This is a genomic window from Pinisolibacter sp. DMC19 (assembly GCF_056313985.1).
Map to the genome: position 1 here is coordinate 469,326 of NZ_JBQUZF010000002.1, position 18,101 is coordinate 487,426.

At 70.7% G+C, this 18,101-nt stretch carries 14 protein-coding genes and 1 pseudogene; 10 read left to right on the forward strand and 5 right to left on the reverse strand.

Features of this window, described 5'->3' with window-relative positions; all coding sequences use genetic code 11:
- Nucleotides 1–100 precede the first annotated feature (100 nt).
- From ACT53U_RS06645 to ACT53U_RS06655, 3 genes and pseudogenes are all read right to left on the reverse strand, one after another.
- Nucleotides 101–1,624: a S41 family peptidase gene (locus ACT53U_RS06645; protein WP_476153641.1), complete on the reverse strand. Its 1,524-nt coding sequence runs from the start codon at nucleotides 1,622–1,624 to the stop codon at nucleotides 101–103.
- Nucleotides 1,625–1,717: 93 nt separating this feature from the next.
- Nucleotides 1,718–2,859 (reverse strand): annotated as a pseudogene (locus tag ACT53U_RS06650) (IS3 family transposase).
- Nucleotides 2,860–3,062: 203 nt separating this feature from the next.
- Nucleotides 3,063–3,395 (reverse strand): PepSY domain-containing protein, encoded by a 333-nt coding sequence (locus tag ACT53U_RS06655; protein ID WP_476153642.1) that lies wholly within the window; start codon nucleotides 3,393–3,395, stop codon nucleotides 3,063–3,065.
- 217 nt (nucleotides 3,396–3,612) lie between these two features.
- On the opposite strand from ACT53U_RS06655, the gene ACT53U_RS06660 reads away from it, so the two are divergent.
- From ACT53U_RS06660 to ACT53U_RS06700, 9 genes are all read left to right on the forward strand, one after another.
- Nucleotides 3,613–4,284, forward strand: coding sequence for a response regulator (locus ACT53U_RS06660; RefSeq protein ID WP_476153643.1), 672 nt, complete (start codon nucleotides 3,613–3,615; stop codon nucleotides 4,282–4,284).
- Nucleotides 4,281–5,639 carry an ATP-binding protein gene (locus tag ACT53U_RS06665; protein WP_476153644.1) on the forward strand — a complete coding sequence of 453 codons (1,359 nt, stop codon included), beginning with the start codon at nucleotides 4,281–4,283 and terminating at the stop codon, nucleotides 5,637–5,639. The genes ACT53U_RS06660 and ACT53U_RS06665 overlap by 4 nt, the downstream gene beginning before the upstream one ends.
- 81 nt (nucleotides 5,640–5,720) lie before the next feature.
- The gene (locus ACT53U_RS06670) at nucleotides 5,721–6,089 is read left to right on the forward strand and encodes a hypothetical protein (protein WP_476153645.1); all 369 of its coding nucleotides are present in this window, start codon (nucleotides 5,721–5,723) and stop codon (nucleotides 6,087–6,089) included.
- Between the two features lie 38 nt (nucleotides 6,090–6,127).
- Nucleotides 6,128–6,598, forward strand: a complete 471-nt coding sequence (locus tag ACT53U_RS06675; protein ID WP_476153646.1) for a DUF2271 domain-containing protein — start codon at nucleotides 6,128–6,130, stop codon at nucleotides 6,596–6,598.
- 14 nt (nucleotides 6,599–6,612) lie between these two features.
- Nucleotides 6,613–8,799: a PepSY domain-containing protein gene (locus ACT53U_RS06680; RefSeq protein WP_476153647.1), complete on the forward strand. Its 2,187-nt coding sequence runs from the start codon at nucleotides 6,613–6,615 to the stop codon at nucleotides 8,797–8,799.
- A complete protein-coding gene (locus ACT53U_RS06685; RefSeq protein ID WP_476153648.1) occupies nucleotides 8,780–9,751 on the forward strand; it encodes an FAD:protein FMN transferase in 972 nt (323 codons plus the stop codon). The genes ACT53U_RS06680 and ACT53U_RS06685 overlap by 20 nt, the downstream gene beginning before the upstream one ends.
- Nucleotides 9,752–9,941: 190 nt before the next feature.
- Entirely contained in the window at nucleotides 9,942–10,937 is a 996-nt protein-coding gene (locus ACT53U_RS06690; RefSeq protein ID WP_476153649.1) for an HlyD family secretion protein, read from the forward strand.
- Nucleotides 10,934–13,675: a ribosome-associated ATPase/putative transporter RbbA gene (gene rbbA / locus ACT53U_RS06695; protein ID WP_476153650.1), complete on the forward strand. Its 2,742-nt coding sequence runs from the start codon at nucleotides 10,934–10,936 to the stop codon at nucleotides 13,673–13,675. Before ACT53U_RS06690 ends, rbbA begins: the two co-directional genes overlap by 4 nt.
- A 3-nt stretch (nucleotides 13,676–13,678) precedes the next feature.
- Nucleotides 13,679–14,803, forward strand: coding sequence for an ABC transporter permease (locus ACT53U_RS06700; protein WP_476153651.1), 1,125 nt, complete (start codon nucleotides 13,679–13,681; stop codon nucleotides 14,801–14,803).
- Between the two features lie 194 nt (nucleotides 14,804–14,997).
- On the opposite strand, the gene ACT53U_RS06705 is transcribed toward ACT53U_RS06700, so the two are convergent.
- The gene (locus ACT53U_RS06705) at nucleotides 14,998–16,230 is read right to left on the reverse strand and encodes a lytic murein transglycosylase (protein ID WP_476153652.1); all 1,233 of its coding nucleotides are present in this window, start codon (nucleotides 16,228–16,230) and stop codon (nucleotides 14,998–15,000) included.
- Between the two features lie 265 nt (nucleotides 16,231–16,495).
- On the opposite strand from ACT53U_RS06705, the gene modA reads away from it, so the two are divergent.
- Complete coding sequence (gene modA / locus ACT53U_RS06710) at nucleotides 16,496–17,302, forward strand: molybdate ABC transporter substrate-binding protein (protein ID WP_476153653.1); 807 nt, start codon at nucleotides 16,496–16,498, stop codon at nucleotides 17,300–17,302.
- Nucleotides 17,303–17,387: 85 nt separating this feature from the next.
- Here the strand turns inward: modA and ACT53U_RS06715 are convergent, their stop codons facing one another.
- Nucleotides 17,388–18,038: a DUF2478 domain-containing protein gene (locus ACT53U_RS06715; RefSeq protein WP_476153654.1), complete on the reverse strand. Its 651-nt coding sequence runs from the start codon at nucleotides 18,036–18,038 to the stop codon at nucleotides 17,388–17,390.
- Nucleotides 18,039–18,101: the final 63 nt, after the last annotated feature.

Here is an 18,101-nt window from a genome sequence, read left to right on the forward strand (position 1 = left end):
ACCGGAAATCGATGCCGTGCAGCAAGACAGGCTTGTCGCTCAGATCGGCGGCATGAAAATCATCTCCTGCAAATCAAGGCCAAGAACGGGGTCACCACACTCACGGTGGCGATGGCGGCGCGGCGTCCAACCGGCGCAACGCCTCGGCCAGCAGGACGTCCTCACCCTTCGCCTCGGCGAGCGCCGTCTCGGCAGTGACCGGGATCCGGATGCTCGGGGCCACGCCGCCGACGCCGTCGCGGCTGTCGATCAGCACGGTGCCCGCCGCATCGACGGCACGCCCATCCGGATAATGGACGACGTTGCCATCCGGCAGCCGGATCTCGCCGCCGGCGAGACCGAAGGAGCCGCGGGTGGCGTAATGCCCGAGGGTCTCGCCGCCCGGCCGGCCGACGACACAGTGAGCCAAGCCCTCGCCACTGGAGATCGTCATCGTGTCGATCAGGGCGATCACCGGACCGTTGAAGGCCGGTTCCTCCGGTTCGACGGTCAGCGCTTCAACAACCTCGCCGCTGCGGTCGTCGACGGTCAGGCGGCGGAGGCCACCGGCTGCCGCATCGTAGATCTCGGTTGCCTCGTAGAAGACCGGCGTGCGGCGCAGGGTGCCGCAGATCCGCATCGCCAACAGGTCCCAGCCGCCGTGATTGCCGCGGATATCGAGCACCAGGCCATGGACACCGGCGGCGGCAAAATCGCGCAGCGCCGTCGCGTAGGCGGTCCAGATCGCCTCGGGCCAGGCGCCGAGATTGGAAAGATCGGCAAGTGCGGTGAGGCGAATGTAGCCGTGCTTGCCGATCTGCCGGACGGTGATCGCCTGTTCGTTGAGGTCGAGGTGTGGGGCGAGGCCGGCGAGTGCCTGCGGTCCGTCGCTCTCGGCCGTCAGGCGGACTCGCTGCTCTACTGTCGTCCCCGGTCCGCGCAGATCGATCTCGATGGCGGTGCCGAGCGGCGCCCGACCGATGAGCCGCAGGCGTTCGAGCCGCCGATGGCCGTCGGTGGCAACGCGGGCAGCGGCGACCAGGGAGCCGAGATCGACGGCGGCGACGGCATCGCCAATCGGCCGGTCGTTCCAACGCAGGATCTCGGCGCCGACCGGCACTCCGGCGCGTGCCGCGGGACGGTCGGGCGTGGTCCGCACGACGATCACCCTGCCGTCGTCAAGGCCGACAAGATCGAGCCCGAAGGTCGCGCCCGAGCGCTCCTCCAGCAGCGCGTCATCCAGCGGCGCCACCGCGTCATTGCGCGGCAGGTTGACGTGACCGTCGTCAATCCCCGAGACATAGGCGCGTAACGCCGCCCGAAAGGCCTTCGGATCGCCGTCGCGAGCAGCGCGTTCGACCGCCGGCAGACTGCGGGCGAACAGCACCGGCCAGTCGATGTGCTTCCAGTCGGTGAAAGCGTATTCGGCGCTGAGCCGGGCATGCATCCGTCGGAACGCCTCAAGCCGATCGAAGCCGGAGAAATCGGCCGGTCCGGAACGCCGGAAGGTCGCTGGATCGGCGGGCCTCACCGCGCCGGTGGTGTCGGTGGGCGACGCCGGCGTGACAGCGGAGACCAGTGTGGCGAGCGAAAGGAGCAGGCCGAAAAGGTGCCCCGCCGACGAGGAGAAGACGAAGCGCGGCATCGCCGAAGCCTCTTTCGGATATTGCTGAACGAAGACCTGATTCGGAACCCGCCGGTCAAGGCTCGAGAGTGGAAGTGAACCGCCCCGAGTTTTCTAGACGCCTTCGGGGTTCGCTTTGTGCTGCCGTTCGAACTCGATCGGCGACAGCATCCCGTTCCTGGCGTGCTTCCGGGTGGGGTTGTAGAACATCTCGATGTAATCGAAGACGTCCCGGCGCGCCTCATCCCGCGTGCGGTAGACCTTACGGCGGATTCGCTCTCGCTTGAGCAGGTTGAAGAAGCTCTCGGCCACGGCGTTGTCATGGCAGTTGCCGCGACGGCTCATCGAGGGCCGCAGATCATGGTGCTTCAGGAATGAAGCCCACTCCACGCTCGTGAACTGGCTTCCCTGGTCCGAATGCACCAGCACGCGGCCCTTCGGCTTGCGTCGCCAGACGGCGGCCAGCAGCGCCTGAAGCACGACGTGGGTCGTCTGCCGGGCCTGCATGGACCAGCCGACGACGCGGCGGGAGAATAAGTCGATCACGACCGCCAGATAGGCGAAGCCTTCGTGGGTGCGGATGTACGTGATGTCTGTCACCCAGGCCTTGTCGGGCACCTCCGGATCAAACCGGCGATCGAGCGTGTTGTCGATCGCCAGAGACGGTCTGCCTCCATATTGGCCGGGGCGGCACTTGTAGCCGATCTGCGCCCGGATGCCCGCGAGCCGCGTCAGCCGTGCAACCCGATTGGGACTGCAGCTCTCGCCCATGTCCGCCGGGTCGTCGTGGAGCTTGCGATGGCCATAGACCTTACCGCTCTCGCTCCACGCCGCACGGATCAGCTCGGTCTGTCGGAGGTCTTCCTGCGTCCGCCTGCTCAGAGCGGGTACTTCAACCAGGCGTAGAAGCCGCTGGGCTGGACACAGAGGCACCGACACATGGCGCGGATCGAAAACAGCCGGCGATGAACGCGTACTTCACTTTGCATCCCTGGCGATAGTCACGCGGCGGCTTTTTTTAGGATGTCGCGCTCCTCCGTCACGCGCTGCAGCTCGCGCTTCAGCCGCCGCACCTCGACGGCTTGTTCGTCATCACGGGCGGCGACGGCAGGCTTGCCGTACCGCTTCCTCCATTCATAGAGCGAGTACTTGCTGATCCCCAGCCGCGCAGCCACCTCCGCGACCGGATAGCCACGCTCGGTGATCTGAAGGACGGCGTCGCGTTTGAAATCCTCGGTGAAGTTCGCTTTGCCCATCGGGGGCCTCCTTGCCTCAAATTTAGGGAAGAAGGCGTCCAGAAATCTAGGGGCGGTTCAAGCCCGTCTCTCTTCCACATGGTCGCGCCGTCTCGCCGTTCGATCGCAGACGGAAAATCCGGCTTCTGGTCGCAGGAAGACGGAGAGTGGTCGCTTCCGATCGCCGCCTTCGACGGCAATCGCAAGACTCTTCCGAAGAGCGCTCAGTCCTGGTCGTCCTCGCCGTCGCGGCCGTGGCGACGACCGTGGCCGTCGTGACCGCGGCCTTCGACGCGCTCGAGCGTCGCCGGGTCGAAGCGGGACTTCACCGTGCGGCCGTCGGGGTCGACCGCCAGGACCTTGTAGCAGCCGTCGTCGGCGCGGATCTTGAGGACGCTCCAGCCGGCCCCTTCGAGCTTGGCCTTCAGCGCCTCGCGCGGCTGCCAGTCGGCGAGCGGCACGGCACAGCGGTCTTCGGCGCGCGAGACGGACGGCGTCGCGAGGGCGAGCGCGGCGGCGAGGACGGCGAGTGCGAGGACGGTCGGACGACGAAACACGGGGCATGGTCTCCCAATTCGCGGCCATCGGAACACAATCACCTGACGCCGACCTGAAGGATCTCGACAAAATACCCGACGCAGGCGCCGTCCGCCCGTATTAATGATGTGATCGGCCGATCACACCCGGCGCGGCCGATTCCCGCACGCCGTGCGGGAAGTCCGGACCCGCGTCCGGGCTCCGGGGGAACGGGCACGAAGGCGTTCGAGGCGGACCATGCGCATTCTGGTGATCGAAGACGACCTCGTTCTCGGCCAGGCCGTGAACGACCACGTCGTCGCCGAGGGCCATTCGGCCGACCGCGTGACCCGCCTCGCCGATGCCGACGCGGCGCGGCGCACCGGCGTGTTCGATCTCGTCCTGCTCGACCTGATGTTGCCCGACGGCCGCGGCCTCGACTTCCTCAAGGCGCTGCGGGCGGCGGGCGACGTCACGCCGGTCGTGGTGCTCACCGCGCGCGACCAGATCTCCGACCGGATCGCCGCGCTCGATGCCGGCGCCGACGACTATCTGGTCAAGCCCTTCGATCTCGCCGAACTCTCCGCCCGCATCCGCGCGGTCGGGCGGCGCTATTCCGGCAATCCCAATCCGCTGGTCGTGGTCGGCGATCTCGACGTCGACCTCGCCGCCCGCTCGGTCCATCGAGCCGGCAAGCCGATCCGCCTGACCCAGCGCGAGTGGTCGCTGTTCGAGGCCTTCGTGCAGAACCCCAACCAGCTGATCTCCAAGGCGCGGCTCGAGGAACGGCTCTATTCCTTCGATGCCGAGGTGGAGAGCAACACGATCGAGGTCCATGTCGCGCGGCTGCGCAAGAAGCTCGGGGCGAACGCGATCGAGACGGTGCGCGGCATGGGCTATCGGCTCGGCACGCCGGGGGAGGCGCCATGAGCGCACGACGTCCGGGCAGTCTCGGCCGGCGGCTCGGCCTCGGTCTCTCGGTGGCGATCGTCCTGTCGTGGCTCGCCGCCGCCACGGTCGCCGGACTGGCGCTGAAACACGAGATCGACGAGATCTTCGACAGCGCCCTGCAGGAGGTCGCCCAGCGCATCCTGCCGCTCGCCTATTCCGAAGTCCTGTCGCGCGAAGAGGGCGACCAGCCGCAGCACCTGCCGCCGCTCGGGCCGCATCGAGAGACGATCACCTATGTCGTCCGCGATGCCGCGGGCAACGATCTCCTCCAGTCGAGCGACGCCACGCCGGCGCGGATCCCGAAGGATCTCGCCGACGGTTTCGCCACGGTCGACGGCTTGCGGCTCTATTCGGAAGCGGCCGTGAAGGGCTCGATCCGGGTGACGACGGTCGAGCCCGTGGCCCATCGCGCCGCGGCGCTGCGCGGTGCCGTCCTCGGCCTCCTCCTGCCGCTCGCGGCACTGGTGCCGATCGCGCTCCTCGCCGTCCATCTCGTCGGCCGCGCGGCGCTGCGGCCGGTCCTCGCCTTCCGCGACCGGATCCACTCGCGCGGGCGCGGCAATCTCGAGCCGCTCGGCGAAGCCGGCCTGCCGACCGAGATCGCGCCGATCGCCGAGGCGGTCGACGCGCTGATGGAGAGGCTGCGCGGCGCGCTCGAGGCCGAACGCAGCTTCACCGCCAATGCCGCCCACGAACTCCGGACGCCGATCGCCGCGGCGCTGGCCCAGACCCAACGCCTCGCCGCCGAGATCGAGGGCGACGACCCGCGGGCGCGGCTGCGCGCCGTCGCCGCCTCGCTGCGGCGACTGTCGTCGCTCTCCGAGAAGCTGCTGCAACTCGCCAAGGCCGAGGGCGGCGGACTGCTCGCCGAGAAGCCGGCGCAGCTCGGGGCCGTGCTCGCCCTCGTCGTCGAGGAGATCGACCGGCGGCGCGACATCGCCGACCGGCTGACGATCGAGACTCCGGCCGACGGCGGCGCGGCGCTCGACGTCGATGCCGACGCCTTCGCCATCCTGGTGCGCAACCTCGTCGAGAACGCCGCCATCCACGGCGATCCGGAGGGCCGTATCGTGCTGCGCTTCGACGGCCGGGTGCTGGAGGTCGAGACCGACGGGCCGGCACTGGCGCCGGACGTGCTCGCCCGGCTCGGCCGACGCTTCGAGCGCGGCGGCAGCACCGCCGAGGGCTCGGGCCTCGGCCTCGCCATCGTCGCGGCGATCTGCCGGGGCGCCGGCGCGACCTTCGACATGTCGTCGCCGGTCCCCGGCCGCACCGACGGCTTCCTCGCCCGGGTGCGTTTCGCCGATCCGGCCGCGAAGCTGACGCGAAGCTGAAGGCCGACTGACGCCGACGTCAGGTCGGCGTCAGGTCGCCGCGTCAGGGTGCTCCGGTCAACGCAACCGGAGACCCACCCGATGAAGACCTCCCTCGCCCTCGTCGCGGCCCTTCTCGCCGGCACCGCCGCCGGTGCCGCGATCGCTTCGACCCCGGACATCGCCGACCACCTCGCTCGCGGCGAGCACCATGCCGCCCGCGCCGAAGCGTCCGACGACACCTCTTTCCGCGTCGCCGGCGACCACCGCCGCGACGGCGATCGCGACCATCACGGCCGCAAGCACCACCGCGACCATCACGACGACGATGACGACGACGACGACGGTGCGCGCGGCGAAGGTCGCGGCGGTGGCCGCATGCCGGTGACCGGTCCGAGCGATCCTTCGACGCCGGTTCCCGACAACGGCCTCTTCCAGGGCAAGGCCCGGCCGAAGGTCGAGGTGAACTGATGACCGACCGTCCCACCGTTTCCCGAGGAGTTCACCCCATGAAGTTCGTTCTGCCCGTCGCCGCCGCCACCGCCGCCTTCGTCGCCCCGACGATGGCCGCCGCGCGGTCCTTGACGATCGAGACGACGATGAAGGCCTACGGCGGCCCCGGCGCCTATGCCGTCGTCTGGGTCGCCGACGCCTCCGGCAAGTACAAGGGCACGCTGTGGATGGCGGGTGACCGCGCCAAGTACTGGCGCCACCTCGCCGACTGGCAGCGCGCCTCCGGCGGCCGCGCCACGGAAGTCGACGGCATCACCGGTGCCAGCATCGGCTCCGGCCGGACGCTCAAGATCACCGTCGACGTCGCCGACGCCCTGATCGACGCCGGCTACGCGGTCCATGTCGACACCGCCGTCGAGGACGGCCGCGACGTCTCCGCTGACGCCGTGGTGCCGCTCTCCGCCGGCCAGTCGGGCAAGCCGGTCGCCGGCAAGGGCTACGTCAAGTCGCTCAAGGTCACGTTCTGAACCGAGGATCGATCATGCTCCGCCGCCTCCATTCGCTGCCCGGTCTCGTTCTCGCCGTCGCCCTCGCGGTCACCGCCGCGACGGGCGCGGTGCTCTCCGTCGTGCCGACACTCGACCGGCTGTCGACGCCCGCGATCACCCGCGGCACGTCGGTCGCCGACCTCGCCGCCGCGGTTTCCGCCCGTCACGAGGCGGTCGCCTCGATCCGGGTCAGGGCGACCGGCGTCGTCACCGCGAGCGTCACCGACGGTGAGGCGTCGGGCGTCGAACGGATCGACCCGGCGACCGGGGCGGGCCTCGGCCCCTATGCCCCGTCGTCGAACCTGCGTTTCCTGACCGATCTCCACCGCGCCTTCGGCTTCGGTTCCGACGGCCGGATCGCCGCGGCGATCTCGGCGCTCGCGATGATCGTCGTCGTCGTCTCCGGCCTCGCGCTGCTCGCCCGCCGCATGGGCGGCTGGCGGGCGCTGACGCGTCCGGTCCGCGGCTCGACGGCGGAGCGGCTGCACGGAGAGGCGGCGCGGATCGCGGCGATCGGCCTGATCGTCTCCTCGCTCACCGGCCTGTGGATGTCGGCCTCGACCTTCGGCTTCCTCCCCGAGGCGGCGTCGGTCGAGACCGCGACCGCGAGCGGTGGCACGGCGCTTCCGATCGGACGGCTCGCGGCGCTCCGCACCGTCGACGTCGCCGACCTGCGCGAGCTGACGCTCGCCGATCCGACCGACCCGGCCGACACTGTCCGCCTGCGCACCGCCGCCGGCGAAGCGGCGATCGATCCGGCGACCGGCCGGGTGATCGCGTCTGCTCCGGCGACCGTCGTCGACCGGATCGACGGCATCGTCCGCATGGTCCACACCGGCCGCGGCGCCGCTGCCCTCGGCCTGGTGCTCGGGCTCTCCGCCGCCATGGTGCCGCTGCTCGGCGCCACCGGCGTTCTCCTGTGGTGGCGTCGCCGCCGGCCGGCCGCGGCCCTCGCCTCGGTCGCGGTGGAAGCCGCCGACACGGTCGTCCTCGTCGGCTCCGACGGCGGTTCGACCCGCGGTTTCGCCGCGACGCTCGCCGCGGCACTCACCGCCGAGGGCCATGCCGTCCACGTCGCCGACATGAACGCCGCCGGCGAAGCGCATTTCCGCGCCCAGCGTGTGCTGATCCTCGCCGCCACCTGGGGCGACGGCGGCGCGCCGGCCTCGGCCGCCCGCTTCCTCGACCGGCTGGCGACGATCGAAGCGCGGCCGCCCGTCGCGGTCCTCGGTTTCGGCGATCGCACCTTCACCGACTTCTGCGGCTATGCCCGCACCGTCGCGGCGGCGCTCGAGGCGAAGGGCTTCCCGCTCCTCGTCGAGACCAAGCGCATCGACCGCCGCTCGGCGCAGGAATTCGCCCAGTGGGGTCGCGACCTCGGCCGTGCGCTCGGCCACGAGCTCGTGCTCGAACACGTCGCCGAACGGCCCGCGACCACCGCGCTGGAACTCGTCGAGCGCGAGGACTACGGCGAGGCCGTCGGCGCGCCGGTGGCGATCCTGCGCTTCGCCGCGCCGCGCGACGACGCCCGCGGCCGTCCCGGCAGGCTCCCGGCCTTCGAGGCGGGCGACCTCCTCGGCGTGATGCACCCGAACGCGTCCATCCCGCGCTTCTATTCGCTCGCCTCCTCGGCGCGCGACGGGATCGTCGAGATCTGCGTCCGGCTGATGCCCGGTGGTCTCGTCTCGACGGCGCTGCATGCGCTGGAGCCCGGCGACCGGATCGAGGCCTTCGTGCGCGAGAACCCGTCGTTCCGGCCGAGCGAAGCGGCGCCGTCGCTGATCCTGATCGGCGCCGGCGCCGGCCTCGGACCGCTCGCCGGCTTCGTGCGCGAGAGCGACGGATCGCGGCCCGTCCATCTCTACTGGGGCGGCCGGTCGCCCGCCTCCGACTTCCTCTACGAGGACGAACTCGTCCAGGCGCTCGCCGAGAAGCGGTTGACCTCGCTCGTCACCGCCTTCTCCCGCGACCCGCGCTCGGGTGCCTATGTCCAGGACCGCATCGCCGCCGACGAACTCCACTTCCGCGAGCTCGTCCGCCACGGCGCCCAGATCCTGGTCTGCGGCAGCCGCGACATGGGTCAGGCGGTCGCCCATACGCTCGACCGCATCGTCCGCCCGCTCGGGCTCGACCTCGCCACGCTGCGCGCCGGGGGCCGCTATGTCGAAGACATCTACTGAAGGCGCGCAGCCCCTCGTCCGCCGGGCCCTCTCCGGCCCGGCGATGGGCGCGCGCTGGTCGGCGGTCTTCTTCGCCGACGAGGCCTTCGACGTCGCGGCGCTTTCCGCGGCGCTCGCCGCCGAGGTCGAGGCGGTGGAGAACGAGGCCTCCAACTGGCGGCTGGACTCGGTCGTCGAACGGCTCGTCCGCGCGCCGGTCGGCGAATGGCTGGTGCTGCCGCCCGGTCTCTTCACGGTGCTCGATACGGCCTTGGCGATCGGCGACCTCTCGGACGGTGCCTTCGACGTCGGCGTCGGCGACCTCGTCCGCGCCCACGGCTTCGGCCACGGCCGACGGACACCCGACCCGCAGGGCATCGCCGCCCTTTCCGGCGGGGCGCGGATCGTCTCGCCGAAGGCGTTGCAGCTCGATCCGGTCGGCGGCCGGGCCCGCCGCCTCGCGCCGATCGCCATCGATCTCGCCGGTATCGCCAAGGGCCACGGCGTCGACCGCATGGCCGACGTGATGGCGGCCTTCGGCATCACGTCCTTCCTCGTCGGCATCGACGGCGAGATGCGGGCGGGCGGGCCGAAGCCGGACGGCAGCCGCTGGATCGTCGGCCAGGAACGACCGGACCGGAACGAGCGTGCGCTTTCCGGGGTACTCGAACTCGCCGACATGAGCATCGCGACCTCGGGCGACTATCGCCACGTCCACGAGATCGACGGGCGGGAGGTGAGCCACACGATGGATCCGCGCGCCGGCCGGCCGCTCGTCGGCGACGTGGCGCAGGCGACGGTTCTCGCCGAGCGCTGCATGGTGGCCGACGCATGGGCGACGGCGCTGATGGTCGCGGGGCTCGAGGCCGGCATCGCGCTGGCGCGGCGTCACCACATCGCGGCGATCCTCGTCGGCCACGACGGGACGACGCGCTCGACCCTCGACGAGGCGGGCGCTCTCGACCCCGCATGAGCGCCACGGCCGGCGCCGCCCGGCCCTCCCCTGCCTCGTCCGCCTTACCACGATCCGGGTTCGAGCCTATGGGAGGGCTCGCGGCAAAGTAATATGTCTGATGCGAGGGTATTCGTTCCCGTGTGCGCGTCGCGCCCGGGAAAAGACGCTGGGGCGCGTGTCCCGGCAGGCGGATCCGCTGGAGCACGCCATGAAGAAAACCATCGCATGGGTTCTCGCCGGGGCGGCGCTCGCCCTCCTGATCGTCGGTGTCCAGATCGCCACAACCTCGACGCGCGGGCCGGCGGGGGTCACGTCGACCAACGGCCGGCTCGAGGTCGAACGACGCGACATCGCCACCAAACTGCCGGGGCGGCTCGCGAAGCTCGAGGTTTCCGAGGGCGACATGGTGGCGAAGGGCGCGATCGTCGCCGAGATGGACGTCTCCGATCTGCTCGCCCAACGCGCCTCGGCACGAGCCAACGTCGCGCGCGCCGGTCAGGCGATCGCCAAGGCGCGGGCCGACGTCGCCTCGGCCGAGGCCAATCTGGCGCTCGCCGAGATCCAGATGCAGCGCTCGGCCGATCTCCTCGACAAGGCGGTGAGCCCACAGGCCCTCCTCGACCAGCGCAAGGCGCAGCGCGACGTCGCCGCCGCGACCGTCGCCGCAGCGCGTGCCGGCGTCGCCGATGCCGAGGCGATGCGCGACGTCGCCGAGGCGCAGGTCGCCCAGATCCAGGCCAATCTCGACGACATGGTGCTGAAGGCGCCGGTCGCCGGCCGCGTCGAATATCGCCTCGTCGATCCCGGCGCGGTGCTGGGCGCCGGCGGCAAGATCGTCACGCTGCTCGATCTCACCGACGTCACCATGACGGTGTTCCTGCCGACGCGTTCGCTCGGGCGGGTGAAGCTCGGTGCGCCGGTGCGCATCGTGCTCGACGCCGCGCCCGACTGGGTGATCCCGGCGACGGTCTCCTTCGTCGCGGCGGAGGCGCAGTTCACGCCGAAGACGGTCGAGACCGCCGACGAGCGCGACAAGCTGATGTATCGGGTCAAGGCGCGGATCGACCCCGCCCTGCTCGACGCCTGGCGCGACTACGTCAAGTCGGGCCTGACCGGTACCGCCCATTTCCTGACCGAACCGGGCGCCGCGTGGCCGGCCTCGCTCGAGCCGAAACTGCCGCCGAAGCCGGAGGCGACGCGATGACCACCGCCGACGGCGAGCCGCGCCCGGTGCTGGCGCTCGCCGGGGTGGAGCATCGCTACGGCGACCGTGCCGCGCTCGACGGCGTGACGCTCTCCTTCGAGGCGGGTACCGCGACGGCGATCATCGGACCGGACGGCGTCGGCAAGTCGACACTGCTCGGTCTGCTGGTCGGCGTGCGGCGGATGCAGACGGGCACGATCGACGTCTTCGGCGGCTCGATGCGCGAGGCGTCCTGGCGCGACGCGGTCGCAAGGCGCGTCGCCTACATGCCGCAGGGGCTCGGGCGCAATCTCTATCCGACGTTGTCGGTCGCCGAGAACATCGACTTCCACGCCCGGCTCTTCGGCCTCGACGCCGCGGCGCGCGGCGCCCGCATCGAGCGGCTCCTGCGCGCGACCGGGCTCGATCCCTTCCCCGACCGGGCGGCCGGCAAGCTCTCCGGCGGCATGAAGCAGAAGCTGTCGCTCTGCTGCGCGCTGGTCCACGACCCCGACCTGCTCGTCCTCGACGAGCCGACGACCGGCGTCGATCCCTTGTCGCGCCGCCAGTTCTGGGACCTCGTCGGCGAGATCCGCGCCTCGCGGCCGGGGATGACGGTGCTGGTCGCCACCGCCTACATGGAGGAGGCGGCGCGGTTCGACCGGGTAGTGGCGATCGACGACGGCCGCGTCATCGCCGACGGCGCCCCGGCGGCGATCGTCGCGAAGACCGGCGCCGCCGATCTCGAGGGCGCCTTCGCGGCGTTGCAGTCGGGACCTTCGGGCGCGGCCACGGGCTTCGTCATGCCACCCTTCGCCGGCAAGAGCGACGAGATCGCCATCGAGGCACACGGGCTGACGCGGCGCTTCGGCGACTTCGTCGCGGTCGACGACGTCTCCTTCGCCATTCCGCGCGGCGAGATCTTCGGCTTCCTCGGCTCGAACGGCTGCGGCAAGACGACGACGATGAAGATGCTGACGGGGCTCCTGCCGGCGTCCTCCGGCCACGCGACCCTGCTCGGTCGGCCGATCGAGGCGAACGACGTCTCGGTCCGGCTGCGCGTCGGCTACGTCTCGCAGAGTTTCTCGCTGTGGGAGGAACTGACCGTCGCCGAGAACCTGCGGCTCCATGCCCGGCTCTACCGCGTGGCGGAAGACGACGTCGCCTCGCGCGTCGCCGAAGCGCTCGAGCGTTTCGACCTCGTGGAGGATGCCGACGCCTCGCCCGCCGCGCTGCCGCTCGGCCGGCGGCAACGGTTGCAGCTCGCCGCCGCCTGCCTGCATCGGCCCGAGGTGCTGATCCTCGACGAGCCGACCTCGGGCGTCGACCCGCGGGCGCGCGACGCCTTCTGGCGCCATCTCGCCGAACTGTCGCGGCGCGACGGCGTGACGATCTTCGTCTCGACCCACTTCATGAACGAGGCCGAGCGCTGCGACCGCATCTCGCTGATGCATCAGGGCCGCGTGCTGGCGGTCGGCCGGCCGCGCGATCTCGTCGAGAAGGCCGGCGCCGCGAGCCTCGAAGACGCCTTCATCGACGCGCTGATCGCCGCCGGCGGCGGCCGCGAGGATCGTCCCGTCGACGCGCCGCTCGCCGTGGCCGCGGATCCCGCGTCGACACCCGGCAACGCCGGGGCGATCGGGCGGACGCTGGCCTTTGCGCGGCGCGAGGCGCTGGAGATCCGGCGCGATCCGGTGCGGCTCTCCTTCGCGGTACTCGGTTCGCTGCTGCTGATGGTGCTCTTCGCCTTCGGCGTCTCCTTCGACGTCGAGCATCTGCCCTTCGCCGTCTTCGACCGCGACCAGTCGATCGAGAGCCGCCGCCTCGTCGAGGCCTTCGACGGCAGCCGCTGGTTCCAGCGCCGCGCCGCCGTGACGAGCGAGGCGGAGACCGACCGGCGCCTCAAGAACGGCGATCTGCGCTTCGTCCTCGCCATCCCGCCCGGCTTCGGCCGCGACTTCCTCGCCGGTCGTCGTCCGGCGGTGGCGGTCGAGATCGATGGCGCCAACACGTTCCGCGCCGAGACGGTGCGCGGCTATGTCGAGGGGGTGACGATCGACTTCGCCACCAAGCTCTCGGCCGAGATCCGCGGCCCCGGCACGGCGTCGACGAGCCTGGTCTCGGTCGTGCCGCGCTTCGCCTACAATCAGGCCTTCCGCTCGGTCGACGCCATCACCCCCGGCGTCATCATGCTGCTCCTGGTGCTGATCCCCGGCGCGATGACCGCGGTCGGCGTGGTGCGCGAACGCGAGGTCGGCTCCTTCGCCAACGTCCAGGCCTCGCCCGCCCGCGTCGCCGAGTTCCTGATCGGCAAGCAGCTCCCGTACGTCGCCGTCGGCATGGTGAGTTTCGCGACGCTGACGCTCGCGGCCATGGTGTTCTTCGGCGTGCCGTTGCGCGGCTCGGTCGCCACACTGACGCTCGGGGCGCTGCTCTACGTGCTGGCGGCGACCGGCTTCGGCCTGCTCGTCTCGACGCTGGTGCGCAGTCAGGTCGCGGCGATCTTCGCCGTCGCCATCCTGTCGGTCGTCCCGGCGGTGAACTTCTCGGGCTTCCTCAATCCGGTCTCCTCGCTCGAGGGGGCGGCGAAGGTCGTCGGCTTCGCCTTTCCGACCTCGTGGTTCCAGACCATCTCGATCGGCGTCTTCGCCAAGGGGCTGGGGATCGCCGACCTGTGGCGCGAGGCGCTGATCATCGCCGGCTTCGCCGGGCTCTTCATCGGCGTCGCCTGCCTCCTCCTCGACAAACAAGAGCGCTGAGCCATGCGCTTCCTCCTCGACCTCTGGCGTCTCTCGCTCAAGGAACTGGCGAGCCTCCGGCACGATCCGGTGATGCTCGGACTGATCGTCTATGCGCTGTCGGTGGCGGTCGTCACGGTGGCGACCGGCGTCAAGCTCGAGGTCGTGGGCGCGCAGGTGGCGATCGTCGACGCCGACCGCTCGGTGCTGTCGCACCGCATCGTCGATGCGCTGCGCCCGCCGTGGTTCAAGCCGCCGATCGTCGTCGGTCCGACCGAGGCGGCGCGCGGGCTCGATCTCGGGCGCTGGGGCTTCGTCGTCGAGTTCCCGCCCGACTTCGAGAAGGACACGGTCGCCGGCCGGGCACCGTCGATCGCGCTGACCGTCGACGCCACCGCCATGGTGCAGGCCGGCAACGGCTCGATCCTCGTCCAGAACATCGTCGCCGAGGAGGTCGCGACCTGGGCCAACACCGCCGGCATCGAGGCGTCGCTGCCGATCGAGGTGGTGCCGCGGGTGCGCTTCAATCCCAACATCGAGGGGCGTTGGTTCAACGCCATCATGCAGCTCGTCAACTCGATCACCATCCTGTCGATCATCCTGGTCGGCGCGGCGGTGATCCGCGAGCGCGAGCACGGCACGATCGAGCATCTCCTGGTGATGCCGATCGGCGCGGTCGAGATCGCGCTCGCCAAGGTCGTCGCCAACGGCGCGGTGATCCTCGTCGCCACCCTCGCCTCGATGGAGATCGTGGTGCGCTGGTGGCTCGGCGTGCCGATCGCCGGATCGCGCCTGCTCTTCGCCTTCGGCACGGTGATCTACCTGTTCTCGACCACCTCGCTCGGCATCCTGATCGCCACCGTCGCCTCGTCGATGCCGCAGTTCGGGCTGATGGCGATCCCGGTCTTCACCACCATGCTGCTGCTCTCCGGCAACATGACGCCGCTCGAGTCCATGCCGCCGGTGCTGCAATGGGGCATGCACGCCTCGCCGTCGGTCTGGTACGTGCAGTTCTCGCAGGCGCTGCTCTATCGCGGCGCCGGCCTCGACATCGTCTGGCCGCAGCTCGCGGTGATGGCGGTACTCGGCGTCTTCTTCCTCGGCTGGGCCTCGGCACGCTTCAAGACGATGCTGTCGCGGATGGGGTGAGGTATCGAGCAGCACTGCCGCCGAAGTCTGCACCCTGTTCGGCTTCATGTTGAGGTGCGAGCGAAGCGAGCCTCGAAACACGAAGCCACGACGGGCCCTGCCACGCGGCCCTTCGCCCTTCGAGGCCCGGCAGAGCCGGGCACCTCAGGATGAAGGGCCTCCGCACGGCGCACCGCAGATCGGTCGGTCACCCCTCACGGCGTCGCCGCGAGGGATCTCGCCACGCTCTCGCTCGGCCAGCAGTCGACGGGGGCGCCGGTCGCCTTCTGATAGGCGCCGACCGCCGAACGCGTCAGCATGCCGGCCTTGCCGTCGATCTTGTCGCGATAGAAGCCGAGCCGGGTGAGATGGCGCTGCACGGTCTCGACGCCCGCCGTCTCGAGCCGCGTCGTCGCGCCCCACGGCGTGGCGAAGCGTTCGCCGCCGGCGATGCGATCGGCGAGATGGCCGACGAAGAGCACGTAGAGATCGGAGAAATTGTATTCCTTGATCACGAAGTAGTTCTTCGTCGTGAGAAACGCCGGGCCCCGCGCGCCCTCGGGCTGGAGCAGCGAGGCGGGTTCCGCCCGCTCGGCGGCGGTCAGCACCCGCCCGCGCGTCGGCACGAAGCCGGCGTCGACCCAGTCGCCGATCGGCCGGCGCTGATCGGGCACGCCGAGGGTGCAGTCGGTGGCGGCGGGTGCCCGCACCTCGATCGCCCAGGGAGTGCCCGGCTGCCAGCCCTTGTCGGCGAGCTGCTTGGCGGCGGAGCCTAGCGCGTCGTCGACCGAATGCCAGATGTCGACACGGCCGTCGCCGTCGAGATCGGCGCCGTGGCCATAATATTCCGACGGCAGAAACTGGGTGAGACCGGTCGCCCCCGCCCAGGACGAGCGGAACTCCGACCGCTTCACCGCGCCCTCGTCGAGGATCTTCAGCGCGAGGACGAACTCCCTGCGGAACTGTGCCTTGCGCCGGCCGACGAAGGCCTGGGTCGCCACCACACGTAGCGCGTCGAGCTTGTCGGCGGCGCGGCCGTAGTCGGTCTCGCGGCCCCAGATCGCCAGAACGACGTTGCCCGGCACGCCGAAACGCTCCTCGAGCCGGGCCAGCGCATCGGCATGGGTCGCGGCGAGGCGGCGGCCGGTCGCGGCCAGCCCGGCGATCGTCGTCTCCTTCACGTAGTCGGCCGGCAGGCTGACGAACTCCGGCTGCTTCGAGGCCCCCGTCGCCGGGCGGCCCGGCAGGGCGAGGTCGGGCAGTTTCAGATCGGGCTCGAGGCCGCGGGTCTCGCGATCGAAGGTGGCGCGCGAGACGCCGGCGGCTTCCGCCTCGGGGCGGATCTCGGCGAGGAAGCGCTCGAAGGCGGCATCCGCCGCCCGCGCGGCAACCGAGGGGCCGGCGGCGAGCGCGACGCCGAAGGCGAGGAGACGAATGAGGGTCTTCAAGGCGCCATCCCGGCTCGGTTCGACGTCGATCGGAGCGTCAGGCTAGCACGACGGACCCGGGCACGGAATCCCGATGCCCGCGCCGGTCGCGGCTCTGCAACGCCGCCGTCGTATACCTCGGTTATATATTGCGTGTTGAAAATCGCCGTCCTGCCGTCCAGAATGCCAGCATTCGGCATTCGAATTGCATTGCGGTCGTGCAGCCGGTCGATGTCGGACATCGGCCACGACGTTCCGCTTCCCGCACCCAAGGAGATCCCTCGACATGCACGCGTTCCGCACCGATTTCGCCGCCCTGACGCGTCGCGCCCTGGCGCTGGCGGCCGTCGGCGTCGTCTCGCTCGGCCTCTCGGTCGGCGCCGCGACCGCCCAGTCGGCCGGCCCGACCGTCTTCGCCGCCGCCTCGATGAAGACCGCGCTCGACGCGATCGACGCGCTGTGGACGGCCAAGTCGGGCAAGACGGTCACCGTCTCCTATGCCGCGTCCTCGGCTCTGGCCAAGCAGATCGAGGCCGGCGCGCCGGCCGATCTCTTCATCTCGGCCGACATCCCGTGGATGAACTACGTCGCCGACAAGGGCCTGATCAAGGCCGACACGCGCTCCGACCTGCTCGGCAACGCGCTGGTGCTGATCGCTCCGATCGCCAATCCGGAGAAGGTCGACATCGGTCCGGGCGTGGCGCTCGCCGCCAAGGTCGGCGACGGCAAGATCGCCACCGGCGACGTCGCCTCGGTGCCGGTCGGCAAATACGCCAAGGCCTCGCTGGAGAAGTTGGGCGTGTGGAAGGATGTCGAGCCGAAGATCGCCGGCGCCGAGAACGTCCGCGCCGCCCTCGGTCTCGTCGCCCGCGGCGAAGCCAAGTACGGCATCGTCTACGCGACCGACGCCAAGGCGGAACCGAAGGTCGTCGTCGTCGGCACCTTCCCGGCCGACAGCCACCCGCCGATCGTCTATCCGGTCGCCGTGACCAAGGACGCCAAGAGCCCCGACGTCGCCGACTATCTCGCCTTCCTGAAGGGTCCCGAAGCCCGCAAGATCTTCGAAGGTCAGGGCTTCACCGTCGTGAAGTGAGGCGAACGCCTCGCGACGACACCCGAAAATGCGATCGCCCGCCCCTCACGGGGCGGGCGACGTCGTTTCAGGCCTTCGGCCCACGTCACTTCCAGGCGCTGCAGGCCGACTCGCGGGCACGCGGCGCCGCGGAGGTCTCCAACGAGTGCCACCAGCGCTCGAGCCCCGACGCGGTCGGGCGGATGCGCACGGCGAGACCGGATGCCGCGGCGAGCCAGTCGCCGAAGTGGGTCTCGGGCACCGCCGTCACCATCGGCAGTTCCAGAGTGACGGCCCGCTCCATCAGCCGCCAAAGCCCCGCACCGGCGATCTCGCCGCGGCCGAAGCGGTTGAGCACCAGCAGCTCGGGCCGGCGGGAGAGCACCGCCTCGAGCCGTTGCCCGAGATCGGCGACGACGTCGACGGCGCGGGCATGGGTCTGCGGCACGGTGATCTCGTCGTCGACCGGCGCCTCGTGGACGAGACGCAGCGCGGCACCGCGGCGCGAGCCGTCGGGCGACGGACGACGGGTCTGGAGAATGCCGACGACGTCGCGACCCTCGTCGATCCGCCGGTCGACGAAGGCGCGCATCAGCGCGTCGGGATCGTCGTCGGGGCCGTAGACCAGCGCACCGACGTCGCATTCGGCATGGATCGGCAGGCGACGGGCGACGGAGGGGGGCGAGGACGGGCGCCGTGCGACGCTCCATGCCGCGCTCCGTCCGGCGATCGAGATTTCCGCATCGGCGATCGACATGGCAGCCTCCATTCGCAATCACCTAGACATATACGACGATGTCGGATTCCCGACAATCGCCTC

What these genes read in the sequence shown, in the direction of transcription:
- ACT53U_RS06685 (WP_476153648.1), top strand. Translation starts at nt 8,780, where the DNA reads ATGTCGAAGACATCTACTGAAGGCGCGCAGCCCCTCGTCCGCCGGGCC.
- ACT53U_RS06675 (WP_476153646.1), top strand. Translation starts at nt 6,128, where the DNA reads ATGAAGTTCGTTCTGCCCGTCGCCGCCGCCACCGCCGCCTTCGTCGCC.
- ACT53U_RS06670 (WP_476153645.1), top strand. Translation starts at nt 5,721, where the DNA reads ATGAAGACCTCCCTCGCCCTCGTCGCGGCCCTTCTCGCCGGCACCGCC.
- ACT53U_RS06680 (WP_476153647.1), top strand. Translation starts at nt 6,613, where the DNA reads ATGCTCCGCCGCCTCCATTCGCTGCCCGGTCTCGTTCTCGCCGTCGCC.
- ACT53U_RS06690 (WP_476153649.1), top strand. Translation starts at nt 9,942, where the DNA reads ATGAAGAAAACCATCGCATGGGTTCTCGCCGGGGCGGCGCTCGCCCTC.
- ACT53U_RS06645 (WP_476153641.1), bottom strand. Translation starts at nt 1,624, where the DNA reads ATGCCGCGCTTCGTCTTCTCCTCGTCGGCGGGGCACCTTTTCGGCCTG.
- modA (WP_476153653.1), top strand. Translation starts at nt 16,496, where the DNA reads ATGCACGCGTTCCGCACCGATTTCGCCGCCCTGACGCGTCGCGCCCTG.
- ACT53U_RS06660 (WP_476153643.1), top strand. Translation starts at nt 3,613, where the DNA reads ATGCGCATTCTGGTGATCGAAGACGACCTCGTTCTCGGCCAGGCCGTG.
- ACT53U_RS06715 (WP_476153654.1), bottom strand. Translation starts at nt 18,038, where the DNA reads ATGTCGATCGCCGATGCGGAAATCTCGATCGCCGGACGGAGCGCGGCA.
- rbbA (WP_476153650.1), top strand. Translation starts at nt 10,934, where the DNA reads ATGACCACCGCCGACGGCGAGCCGCGCCCGGTGCTGGCGCTCGCCGGG.
- ACT53U_RS06700 (WP_476153651.1), top strand. Translation starts at nt 13,679, where the DNA reads ATGCGCTTCCTCCTCGACCTCTGGCGTCTCTCGCTCAAGGAACTGGCG.
- ACT53U_RS06665 (WP_476153644.1), top strand. Translation starts at nt 4,281, where the DNA reads ATGAGCGCACGACGTCCGGGCAGTCTCGGCCGGCGGCTCGGCCTCGGT.